Genomic DNA, 9922 nt, shown 5'->3' with positions numbered 1-9922 from the left:
GGCGCCGTAATCCTTCACCGAACCAGGAGGTCCGGCGCGATGGCAACCGCAGCAGTCTCGTTCCCGAGCCGTACGGCAGACGACGCACGCCGCCCGCCGTACGGGCGCCGCCCGGCTCAGGCCGCGCGGCGCCGCTCCGCCAGGTAGTCGTGGACGGGCGCGGCGGGGGAGAGGGTGAGGTCGGTGAGGATGTGGCCGGCCGAGACGACCTCCAGTACCGGTAGGTCGGCCAGCGGCGCCATGACGTGGGCGTTGAGCTGGAGCCTGGCGGGGCCGGTCCAGGCCTCCTTGACGGTGACGTCGGTGATCCGGGTGCGCACCAGGTCGCAGACCCGCAGCCCGCCGTCGTAGTCGGGGACGATCTTCACCCCGTACGTGGGCACGGTGATCTGCTCGCGCGCCTCGGCCGGGTCCATCGGCTCCCACTTGTAGGCCATGGTCGCGGTCGCGACCCGCTGGCTGCCGTGGTCGAGCGTGCCGACCAGGGTGCCGGCCTCGGTGAACAGCCGCGGCGCGCCCATCACCTTGGGGTAGGCGCTCAGCTCCCGGCCGGCGGCGGTGGCGGCGAAGCTGTCGAGGTACATGGCGTGCAGGTACTCGCCCTCCTCGTCCCCGTACCGGACCGGGACGACCTGCCCGGCCTCGACGTACGGGCCGAAGCCGTCGACCTCGTTCATCCTCATGACCTCGAAGCGGACCAGCGGCTCGTCGATCTCCAGCGGTTCGGGGACGACCGCGCGCAGCGCCTCGGGGTCGGTCCGGTAGACGACGTTCAGGTACTCGCGGTCGGTGAAGCGGGTGGCGCGGGGCGGGTAGACGGGGGCGGTCAGCGGGGTGGTGGCGTGGCGGACGACCTGGTCGGGGCGCATCGAGGGGCTCCTTCGCGGCGGTGGGGTTGCTTGGTCTCCTCAAACGGATACCATGTGTATCGGATACATCATGCATCCGATTGGGTCGCGACGGGAAGCGCGGCAGGCCCCACGCGGCGCGGCCCCTCGGAACGCAGCACAGCCAAGGAAGTGATCTCGATGTCGTTCACCGTCCCCAACCCCGCCGGCCGGCCCGTCGCCGTCGTCGGAGCCGGCACTCTCGGGCGCCGCATCGCCCTGATGTTCGCCACCGGCGGCGGGGAGGTCCGGATCTACGACCCCTCGGCCGAGCAGCTCGCGGCCGCCCGCGCCTACGTGGCGGAGCAGCTGCCGGCCGTCGCCGCGAAGGTCGGCGCGGGGGAGCCGGGCACCGTCGCCGTCGGCGACGACCTCGCCGAGGCGCTGCGCGGCGCCTGGCTGGTGATCGAGGCGGTGCCCGAGCGCCCGGAGCTCAAGCAGAAGGTCTTCGCCGACCTCGACCGGACCGCCGAGCCCGACGCGATCCTCGGCAGCAACTCCTCGTCCTACCCGACCAGTCGCTTCGTCGACCGGGTGCGGGAGCCGGAGCGCCTGGTCAACATCCACTTCTACATGCCGCCGGCGCAGAACGCGGTGGACCTGATGTCCAGTGGCCGCACCGACCGGGCCGTCATCGACCTGCTGCTGGCCGAACTCCCGCGCCACGGGCTGTTCCCGTTCGAGGCGCGCAGGGAGAGCACCGGCTTCATCTTCAACCGCATCTGGGCGGCCATCAAGCGCGAGTCGCTGGCCGTGGTGGCCGAGGGCGTCGCCACCGCCGAGGAGGTGGACGCCATGTGGGCCGTCAACACCGGCCTGCCCGGCGGTCCGTTCCGCGCGATGGACCAGGTCGGCCTGGACGTCGTGCTCGACATCGAGGAGCACTACGCCGCCGAGCGCCCCGGCCTGCCCACCGGCCCGCGGGAACTGCTGGCGGAGTACGTCCGGGCCGGCCGGCTCGGGGTCAAGACCGGGCGGGGCTTCTACGACCACGGCGCGGCGGACGGTGCCGCGGCGGCCTGAGGGAGCGTCGGACGGCCAGGGTGCCCGTCGGCGGGAGGCCGGCGGCGGGCACCCATCCGACCTCCGGTGCCGCATCGAGGACCTCGACAAGGTCCTGCCGTTGATCGGCGAGCAGTACTGCCGCGAGTGCTTCACCAGGCTCCGGACGGTGGCCGGGCCGGTGGGCGCGCTCCGCCTCCCGCCCGCGACCTGACGCCGGGGGCCCGGCAGCGCGCCGCACCCGTAGACTGGGCCGGGGCCGCCCGGCGGCTCCGCCGAGCCAGGAACGAGAGCCGAGGACCGCAGTTCGTGCCCAAGTCACCCACGAAGCGGCGCCCGCTGACCGTCGCCGCCCTCAACGACAGCGCCCTCGCCCTGTTCACCGAACACGGCTTCCACGCCACCTCGATCCGCGACATCGTCGCCCGCGCCGGGCTGACCCGGGGCGCGTTCTACTCCAACTACCAGGACAAGGAACAGCTGTTCCTCGCCCTGTACGACCAGCAGATCGACCGGCTGCTCGCCGACCTGCGGGCCGCCTTCACGGGCACCGCGCCGGGCGGGGACCTGCCGTCCCGGCTGCTGCGCGAACTGGCCGAGCGGCGGCGGGAGGACGAGGGCTGGTTCCTGCTCTCCATGGAGTTCACCCTGCACGCCGCCCGCCACCCCGAGGTCGCCCGCAGCCTCGCCGAGCACGAGGCCCGGCTGATCGACGGGCTGGTGGAGCTGATCGAGGCCACCTCCGAGCCCACCTCGCAGGTCCGCCCGCGCGACCTCGCCCGGCTGCTGGTCATCCTGCACGAGGGCGCCACCGCGATGCGGCTGACCGAGGAGGCCCGGGGCGAACTCGCCGAGTTCCCGGAGGAGCTGCTCCACCGCGTCGTGGACGGGCTGTTCCACGCCGGCGACCACTGAGCCGCCGGGGTTTCGGAGTTCCGTCGGCAGGCCCTCGGTGCGTACGGTGATCCGCACGGCATCGGAGAGGGGAACGCGCCATGGCGGGAACAGAACTCGGCTCGGAGACGGTACTGACCACCGAACGGCTGGTGGTGCGTCAGTGGACCACGTCCACGGCCGACCGGGAACGCGCCTTCGACATCTACTCCCGCTGGGAGGTCGTCCGGTGGCTCGGCCGGCGCCTCGGGATGACCGGCACCGGGCTGACCGACCGGTGGTACGGACGGCAGTTGGCGGAGTTCCGCATCGGACCGGGCCAAGGAGAGCAGGCATGACGGGCAGGACAGGAACGACGGACGTGACGCTGAACCTCTGGCGCCGGCCGCTCGACGAGGTGCCGCCCGAGGTGTGGGACCGCAGCGAGCTGACCGTGCTCATCCTCGCCGACACCGGGATCAGCGAACTCCCGCCCGGCATCGGCCGGTTGACCGGCCTGCGGACCCTCGACCTCGGCCACAACCGGCTCACCGCGCTGCCCGTCGAGCTCTGCGACCTCACCGGGCTCGGGGACTTCCTCTACCTGCACGACAACGCGCTGACCGCCCTGCCCGAGGAGCTCGGCCGACTCACCGCGCTGCGCTACCTCAACGTCGGAGAGAACCGCCTCACCGAACTCCCCGCCGCCATCGGCGGGTTGGCCTCGCTGGTCGAGCTGCGGGCGCAGCACAACCGGCTCACCGCCCTGCCGGAGTCGATCGGCGAACTCGGCGCGCTGCGGGAACTCTGGCTGCGCGGCAACGAGTTGACCGACCTGCCGGGCTCGGTCGGTCGGCTGGCCGAGCTGCGCGAGCTGGAACTCCGGGAGAACGCCCTCACCGAACTGCCGGCCGTGCTCGCCAGTCTCCCCCGGCTGCGCCGCCTCGACCTGCGCGGCAACCGGATCGCCGAACTGCCGGACTGGCTGGCCGATCCGGGCGCGCTGCCCGCACTGGAGAAGCTGGACCTGCGGTGGAACGAGGTGCGGCCGTCGGACCGGCTGCTGGCGGCGCTGGCCGCGCGCGGGTGCGTCACGCTCCGCTGAGCCCGAGGCGTCGGACTCCGATCCGGAAAAAGATCAACACGGACGGTGCGGAGCTGCTACCGTGGAACGCATGAAGCGCGCTGCACTCGTCACGACGACGCCGGAGAGAGTCCCGGCGCGCTGACTGCTGACCTAGTCCGAAGCCCCGGGGCGAGTGCCCCGGGGCTTCGCCGTTTCCCGGACCCACTCGCCCGCAGACCGAGTGGAGACCACCCTCATGCACGACCACCAGCCGCACGAGCACTCCGCGTCCGCGCACGCGGCGCACGACCACCGCAAGCTCGGCCGCGAACTCGACCTCTTCGACACCGACCCGCTGATGGGCTCCGGCCTCCCGTACTGGCTCCCCGACGGCGCCGCGATCCGGCACTCCCTGGAGGAGTTCATCCGCGGCCGCGAGCGCCGGGCCGGCTACCGCCACGTCTACTCCCCGGTGCTCGGCAAGCGCGAGCTGTACGAGATCTCCGGCCACTGGGCGCACTACCGCGAGGACATGTTCCCGCCCATGGAGCTGGGCTCCGAGGAGATGGTGCTGCGCCCCAGCCTCTGTCCGCACCACGCGCTGATCTACCGCTCCCGCTCCCACAGCTACCGGGAACTACCCCTGCGCATGGCCGAGTTGGGCGGGATGTACCGCTCCGAGCTGTCCGGGGTGCTGGGCGGGCTGACCAGGGTCCGGGCGATCCAGCTGAACGACGCCCACGTCTTCTGCACCCCGGAGCAGGCGGCCGACGAGGCCGTCGCCGCACTCGAGCTGATCCGTGAGGTGCACCGGGCGCTGGGCGTCGTCCCGGTCCGCTACCGCCTCTCGCTGCCCGGCGCGGGCGGCAAGTACGTGGCGGACCCGGCGCTCTGGGAGCGGGCCGTCGCCCTGCTCACCGAGGTGCTGGAGCGCTCGGGCGTGCCGTTCGAGGCGGCGGAGGGCGAGGCCGCGTTCTACGGGCCCAAGATCGACGTGCAGATCGCCGACGGTGCCGGGCGCGAGTTCACCCTCTCCACCGTGCAGATCGACTTCCACCAGCCCGAGCGGTTCAACCTGCACTACATCGGCGCGGACGGCGCCAAGCACCGGCCGGTGATGGTGCACCGCAGCGTGATCGGCAGCGTCGAGCGCGTGGTCGCCCACCTGATCGAGCTGTACGGCGGCGCGTTCCCGGCCTGGCTCGCGCCCGTCCAGGTGGTGCTGCTGCCCGTTTCCGACGCCGAGCTGCCGCAGGCCGAACGGTTCCGGCAGCGCTGCCTGGACCTCGGGCTGCGGGCCGAGGTCGCCGGTCCCGAGCACGGCAGCCTCGGCGCCCGGATCCGGGAGGCCCGGCTGGTGCCCTACCAGGCGGTGATCGGGGCGAAGGAGGCGGTGGACGACCGGGTGGCGCTGCGGCTGCGGGACGGCCGGCGGCTGGAGCCGCTGCCGGCCGAGGAGGCGTGGGCGCGGATCGGCGCGCTGGTGGCGGCCTGCGACCCGGAGCTGTGGGCGGAGGGCGCCTCCCCGGCGGCCTGATCACCGAATCCGGTGGCAGTGGCGGCCGCCTGGACGATCGGACGCCGGGCCGTCGGGGCCGCGCCGGTTGGCGTTGGCCCGGTGGCGTACGTACGACTAGTGCGGTGCGCGGTGTGTCGGCCGGGCCGTGGGCGGCGGCCGCCCGTCGAATGGGGCCGGGCGGACCTGGTCCACGGCCGCCCGGCCCGTCCCCACCCGTACGGAGGTACCCCGATGCGCATCCCACGCGGCTTCGCCGCTCCCGCTCTGGTCGGCTGTCTCGCCCTCGCCGGGGCGGTGGCCGCCACCCCGGCGGGCTCGGCCGAGCTCCGCCCGGTGCCCAGCCCCGCCGTCCAGTACTGCGCCGCCGTGCTCGGGCACGTCCCGGGCGCCGACGCCGCCTCGCAGGCCCTCGGGCGGGCCTGCTCGTCGGACTTCCGGGCCGATCAACTCGTCCAGGCCGGAGGTGAGTTCGAGGCCTCGGCGCTGGCCGGCCGCCCCTCGCTGCCGATGGAGTAGCTCCGGCCGGCGTGCCGTGCCGATTGCCCGTGCCCGGCCGCCCGCGCCGGATCGGCCGCGCCGCGCGAGGTGGAGGCCCCGTGCGGCGCGCGCCGGTCAGTACGACTGGAGTTCGATCAGGCGGCCGTCCGGGTCGCGCAGATGGGCACTGCGCAGGGTGGGGCCCCACTCCGGGCGGTCGGCCGCCGGTGCGGCCGGAGTGCCGCCGTGGCGCAGGCAGAGGTCGAGGGCGGCGTCCACGTCGTCCACCCGGAGGACCAGCATCGCGGCGTCCTGGGCGGGCGCGGCGGGGTGGCCGGGCAGCTCGGCGGTGCCGAGGGCGGCGGCCATCGCGGAGCGGTCGAAGAGCGCCAGGAGGGTCTGGTCGGCGACGTCCCAGTTGGCGTACGGGCCCTCGGGTGCCCCCTTGGCCAGGGCGGCGCCGGTGAGCGGTGGGAGGACCGCGCGGTAGAAGCCGAAGCACTCGGCGAAGCGGGAGACGAGCAGGCGGGGGTACAGGGCGTCCACGGGTGCACTCCTGGGAGGGTTCCTGACGGCGAATTAGTGGGTCGGCACCCACTATAGGGAGAGACCCTAGACTGCCGCCATGGCCTCCGTGAAACCGCAGCCCGCCGCCGAGCTCCCGCCGTCCCTGCTGGACCTCAGCACCTACCTGCTCTCCCGGATCGGCAAGGCGGCGCGCAGCCGGCTCGCCGAGCGGCTGGCCGAACGCGGCCTGCGGCTCTGGGACATGGCGGTGCTGGCCGCGCTCGCCGACTTCGGCCCGCAGGCCCAGCGGGACCTGGTGCGACGGCTGGCCATCGACCCGAGCGACCTCGCCAAGGTCGCCGACCAGCTCGCCGCCGCCGGGTACGTCGTGCGCGTCCGCGACCAGGCCGACCGGCGTCGGGTGTCGGTCTCGGTCACCGACGCCGGTCGGGCGCTGCTCGCCGAACTGGACGCGCAGGCGCGGGCGGTGCAGGACGAGGTGCTGGCGCCGCTGGACCCGGGGGAGCGGCGGGCGCTGCAGGAGCTGCTGCTGCGGGTGCACCGCGGGACGGGGGAGTGGCGCGGCGGCCTGTGACCCGGCTGCGCGGCTCAGGAGGCGGGCGGGCCCGGGCGGCGGGCGCCGGCGAACTCGTTCGCCCAGCGCGGGACGTCGAGCACGTTCTCGACCCGGGCGACCAGGGTCCCCGTCCGCTCGGCGTGGATCATCGCGCCCTCGCCGACGTAGACCCCGACGTGGTGCAGGGGTGCGTCGGGGCGGGAGAAGAACAGCAGGTCGCCCGGGGCGAGTTCGGCGCGCGGCACGGGAGCGCTGAGGTTGAACTGCGCGACGGTGTAGTGCCCGAGCTCGACGGTGCCGTGGCTGGCCCGGTACCAGCAGTAGAGCGACAGGCCGCTGCAGTCGAAGCCGACCGTCTTCTCACCCATGCACACGCCGTTCAGCCAGCCGTTCTCCTCGTCGCAGAAGCCGAGGCCCGCGCCCAGCCGGTCGCCGCCGCCCCAGGCGTACGGCACGCCGAGCTGGCTCGTGGCCACCTCGGCGACCCGGCGGCCCAGTGCGGCGACCGGCAGGGTCCGGGTGGTGTCGGACGAGGCGTCGGACGCCGCCTGGGCGGCCGGGCCGAGCGCGGGGACGAGGCCGGCGCCGAGCGCGAGGCCGAGCATGCGGCGCCGGCGGACTCCGGGGGCCTGGTCTCGGCCGGACGGTTGGGGTTCCATGGCGGTGCCTCCCGGTGCTGGAGGTGGGCGGGCGCGCGGGGGCGTGGTGCCCGGGCGCTCGCACCAGGATTCCGCTCCGGCGGGCCGGTCCGCCATCACCCGCAACGGTGAATCGCGGAAGCACGGGCCGTGAAGCGGAAGGGAGTTCGGCGATGAGCGGCCTGACGGAACATCAGGAAGACGTCCTGGTGCGGCTCCCCGGGAACCGGTCCGGGTCGGCCTGGGCGGTCCGGACCGGTTCCGTCGGGTCGGCCTGGGCGGTCCGGACCGGTTCCGTCGGGTCGGTCAGGCGCCGGCGAGCAGGGCGTCCAGCTTCTGGTAGCCCTCGACCACGCCGTGCTCCATGCCGCTGGCCAGGATGGCGTCCCGGGCCGCCAGGCTGTCGACCACCGACAGCACGGTGACGCGGGTGCGGCCCTCCCCGGCGGGCTCGAAGGTCGCGGTGTCCAGCGAGACGCCGTCCGGCACGCCCTCGTAGGTGAAGGTCTGCACCAGCCGGGTGGCCGGCCGGACCTCGTGGAAGGAGCCGTAGAAGGCCGCGACCTCCTGGCCGTCGCGGTGCACCGAGTAGCGGTAGTGCCCGCCGGTCCGCCCCTCCCAGGCGTCGATCTTCATGTCGAGGTCCTTCGGGCCGAGCCAGCGCACCACCAGCTCGGGGTCGATCCACGCCCGGAACACCCGCTCCTGCGGCGCCGCGAACTCTCGGGTGATCCGGATGGTCGGCAGCTGGGGGTCCGCCTCGATGCGGGTCCCGGGGCCGGTGGTGGACGTCATGACGGGGCTCCTTCGCTCTGCTCGGGTGGGTGGTTCTCTCCGGTGCGCCGAGGGTCCGGGGCCGGTCCGGCGCGGTCGTCCTCCAGGTCGGCGAGCAGCGCGTCCAGCCGGCCGAACCGCTCCTCGGCCTGGCGCCGGTACCGCTCGATCCAGCTCGTCATCAAGTCCAACACCCGCGGTTCCAGATGGCACGGCCGCCGCTGCCCGTCCCGGCTGCGGCTCACCAGTCCCGCCTCCTCCAGCACCTTCAGGTGCTTGGAGACGGCCTGCAGGGACATCGCGTAGGACTCCGCCAGCTCGCCGACGCTCGCATCGCGGACCGCCAGCCGGGCGACGATGTCCCGCCGGGTCGGATCCCCCAGCGCCACGAACGCCCGGGACAGCTGGTCGACGGCCACCGCACACCCCTGTTCATCCTCAACCGATCGGTTGAGAGCAACGCTACTCCGCCCGCCCGCCGTATTCAACCGATCGGTTGAGGGTTCCTTGGCCTCGCCCGGGGTTGACGGCGGAAAAGTGTGAGTGGTTGAGTACTCACATGCAGAACGAACGACCCCGGCAGCTGTCCACCGCCGAGGAGCGTCGCGAGACGGTGCTGCGCACCGCGATCGGGGCCTTCGCCGCGCGGGGGTACTTCGGCACCACCACCACGGAGGTGGCGAAGGCCGCCGGCATCTCGCAGGCGTACGTGTACCGGCTCTTCCCGAGCAAGGAGGCCCTGTTCGTGGCGGTGGTGGAGCACTGCTTCGTCCGGGTCCGGGGGAGTCTGGAGCGCGGCGCGGCGCAGGCGCGGGGGAGTTCGCCGGAGGCGGTCCTCGAGTCCATGGGGGACGCCTACGCCAAGCTGATCACCGACAACGACCTGATGCTGGTCCAGCTGCACGCCCAGGCGGCGGCGGTCTCCGAGCCGGCCGTCCGGGAGGCGGTCCGGCAGGGGTACGCCCGGCTGGTCGAGTACGTGCGGGGCGCCTCGGGCGCGGCGGAGTCGCAGATCCAGGGCTTCTTCGCCACCGGGATGCTCTGCCACCTGCTGGTCTCGATGGGCGCCGACGAGGTCGACGCGCCGTGGACGCGGACCCTCGCGGCCGGCATCACGCACTATTAGCCACGACCGGCCGCTACCGGCCACTGCCACCCGGCCCCGGCGGGGCGGGAGGTCCGCGCGCACGCGACGGGCCGAACGCCGCCGCCGTTTCTTTGGGCTCGAATGTGAGTGGTCAACCACTCATTTCTCTCATGCCTGGAAAGGAGGACACCGCCGTGAGCCCGCAGGACGCAGCCCCGCCCCTCGCCCGCCGTACGGCCGGTGGCGCACTGGCGGCCCTCGCCGGTGCGCAGTTCACCGTCATCCTCAGCACCTCGATCGTCAACGTCGCCCTCCCGAGCGTCCGCGACGGCCTCGGTCTCTCCGAGGACGGTGCCGCCTGGGTGGTCAACGCCTACGGCCTCGCCTTCGGCGCGCTCCTGCTGGCCGGCGGACGGCTCGCCGACCTGGCCGGACGGCGCCGCGTGCTGCTCGCCGGGCTCGCCCTGTTCGCCGCCGCCTCGGCGGCCGCCGGGCTGGCGCCCACCGCGGCGGCA

14 protein-coding genes are annotated in these 9922 nt (G+C 73.8%); 9 read left to right on the top strand and 5 right to left on the bottom strand.

The genetic code is table 11. The annotated features are described in order from the left end of the window. Positions 1-116: 116 nt before the first annotated feature. Positions 117-869, bottom strand: coding sequence for an acetoacetate decarboxylase (locus tag ABZW03_RS29760; protein WP_355264926.1), 753 nt, complete (start codon positions 867-869; stop codon positions 117-119). Positions 870-1028: 159 nt separating this feature from the next. Here ABZW03_RS29760 and ABZW03_RS29755 point away from each other — a divergent pair, with 159 nt between their 5' ends. From ABZW03_RS29755 to ABZW03_RS29730, 6 genes are all read left to right on the top strand, one after another. Beyond that, positions 1029-1910: a 3-hydroxyacyl-CoA dehydrogenase family protein gene (locus tag ABZW03_RS29755; protein ID WP_355264923.1), complete on the top strand. Its 882-nt coding sequence runs from the start codon at positions 1029-1031 to the stop codon at positions 1908-1910. 288 nt (positions 1911-2198) lie between these two features. Beyond that, positions 2199-2804, top strand: coding sequence for a TetR/AcrR family transcriptional regulator (locus tag ABZW03_RS29750; RefSeq protein ID WP_355264920.1), 606 nt, complete (start codon positions 2199-2201; stop codon positions 2802-2804). A gap of 80 nt (positions 2805-2884) precedes the next feature. Next, entirely contained in the window at positions 2885-3121 is a 237-nt protein-coding gene (locus ABZW03_RS29745; RefSeq protein WP_355264917.1) for a hypothetical protein, read from the top strand. Continuing rightward, a complete protein-coding gene (locus tag ABZW03_RS29740; protein ID WP_355264914.1) occupies positions 3118-3867 on the top strand; it encodes a leucine-rich repeat domain-containing protein in 750 nt (249 codons plus the stop codon). Before ABZW03_RS29745 ends, ABZW03_RS29740 begins: the two co-directional genes overlap by 4 nt. A gap of 217 nt (positions 3868-4084) precedes the next feature. Further along, a complete protein-coding gene (gene thrS, locus ABZW03_RS29735; RefSeq protein ID WP_355264912.1) occupies positions 4085-5365 on the top strand; it encodes a threonine--tRNA ligase in 1281 nt (426 codons plus the stop codon). Positions 5366-5578: 213 nt separating this feature from the next. After that, positions 5579-5863 (top strand): hypothetical protein, encoded by a 285-nt coding sequence (locus ABZW03_RS29730; RefSeq protein ID WP_355264909.1) that lies wholly within the window; start codon positions 5579-5581, stop codon positions 5861-5863. Positions 5864-5959: 96 nt separating this feature from the next. Here the strand turns inward: ABZW03_RS29730 and ABZW03_RS29725 are convergent, their stop codons facing one another. Then, positions 5960-6370 carry a VOC family protein gene (locus ABZW03_RS29725; RefSeq protein ID WP_355264906.1) on the bottom strand — a complete coding sequence of 137 codons (411 nt, stop codon included), beginning with the start codon at positions 6368-6370 and terminating at the stop codon, positions 5960-5962. A 79-nt stretch (positions 6371-6449) separates the two neighbouring features. Here ABZW03_RS29725 and ABZW03_RS29720 point away from each other — a divergent pair, with 79 nt between their 5' ends. Further along, a complete protein-coding gene (locus ABZW03_RS29720; RefSeq protein WP_355264903.1) occupies positions 6450-6926 on the top strand; it encodes a MarR family winged helix-turn-helix transcriptional regulator in 477 nt (158 codons plus the stop codon). 14 nt (positions 6927-6940) lie between these two features. On the opposite strand, the gene ABZW03_RS29715 is transcribed toward ABZW03_RS29720, so the two are convergent. From ABZW03_RS29715 to ABZW03_RS29705, 3 genes are all read right to left on the bottom strand, one after another. Further along, positions 6941-7567, bottom strand: coding sequence for an NlpC/P60 family protein (locus tag ABZW03_RS29715; RefSeq protein ID WP_355264900.1), 627 nt, complete (start codon positions 7565-7567; stop codon positions 6941-6943). A gap of 285 nt (positions 7568-7852) precedes the next feature. Beyond that, the gene (locus tag ABZW03_RS29710) at positions 7853-8341 is read right to left on the bottom strand and encodes an SRPBCC family protein (RefSeq protein WP_355264897.1); all 489 of its coding nucleotides are present in this window, start codon (positions 8339-8341) and stop codon (positions 7853-7855) included. Beyond that, positions 8338-8739, bottom strand: coding sequence for a metalloregulator ArsR/SmtB family transcription factor (locus tag ABZW03_RS29705; protein ID WP_355264894.1), 402 nt, complete (start codon positions 8737-8739; stop codon positions 8338-8340). The genes ABZW03_RS29710 and ABZW03_RS29705 overlap by 4 nt, the downstream gene beginning before the upstream one ends. Before the next feature lie 140 nt (positions 8740-8879). On the opposite strand from ABZW03_RS29705, the gene ABZW03_RS29700 reads away from it, so the two are divergent. Both ABZW03_RS29700 and ABZW03_RS29695 read left to right on the top strand, forming a co-directional pair. Continuing rightward, positions 8880-9446, top strand: coding sequence for a TetR/AcrR family transcriptional regulator (locus ABZW03_RS29700; protein WP_355264891.1), 567 nt, complete (start codon positions 8880-8882; stop codon positions 9444-9446). A gap of 155 nt (positions 9447-9601) precedes the next feature. After that, positions 9602-9922: MFS transporter (locus ABZW03_RS29695; RefSeq protein ID WP_355264888.1), on the top strand; the 321-nt coding region annotated here is incomplete at its 3' end.

The organism is Kitasatospora sp. NPDC004799, from assembly GCF_040609095.1.
Classification (GTDB): Bacteria; Actinomycetota; Actinomycetes; order Streptomycetales; family Streptomycetaceae; genus Kitasatospora.
Note: the sequence above shows the minus strand (reverse complement) of the source record. Positions and strands in the feature narration are given on the sequence as shown.

Bases quoted from the DNA above. Each gene is read 5' to 3' on its own strand.
- ABZW03_RS29760 (WP_355264926.1), bottom strand. From the start codon at position 869: ATGCGCCCCGACCAGGTCGTCCGCCACGCCACCACCCCGCTGACCGCC.
- ABZW03_RS29755 (WP_355264923.1), top strand. From the start codon at position 1,029: ATGTCGTTCACCGTCCCCAACCCCGCCGGCCGGCCCGTCGCCGTCGTC.
- ABZW03_RS29745 (WP_355264917.1), top strand. From the start codon at position 2,885: ATGGCGGGAACAGAACTCGGCTCGGAGACGGTACTGACCACCGAACGG.
- ABZW03_RS29740 (WP_355264914.1), top strand. From the start codon at position 3,118: ATGACGGGCAGGACAGGAACGACGGACGTGACGCTGAACCTCTGGCGC.
- thrS (WP_355264912.1), top strand. From the start codon at position 4,085: ATGCACGACCACCAGCCGCACGAGCACTCCGCGTCCGCGCACGCGGCG.
- ABZW03_RS29730 (WP_355264909.1), top strand. From the start codon at position 5,579: ATGCGCATCCCACGCGGCTTCGCCGCTCCCGCTCTGGTCGGCTGTCTC.
- ABZW03_RS29720 (WP_355264903.1), top strand. From the start codon at position 6,450: ATGGCCTCCGTGAAACCGCAGCCCGCCGCCGAGCTCCCGCCGTCCCTG.
- ABZW03_RS29715 (WP_355264900.1), bottom strand. From the start codon at position 7,567: ATGGAACCCCAACCGTCCGGCCGAGACCAGGCCCCCGGAGTCCGCCGG.
- ABZW03_RS29710 (WP_355264897.1), bottom strand. From the start codon at position 8,341: ATGACGTCCACCACCGGCCCCGGGACCCGCATCGAGGCGGACCCCCAG.
- ABZW03_RS29700 (WP_355264891.1), top strand. From the start codon at position 8,880: ATGCAGAACGAACGACCCCGGCAGCTGTCCACCGCCGAGGAGCGTCGC.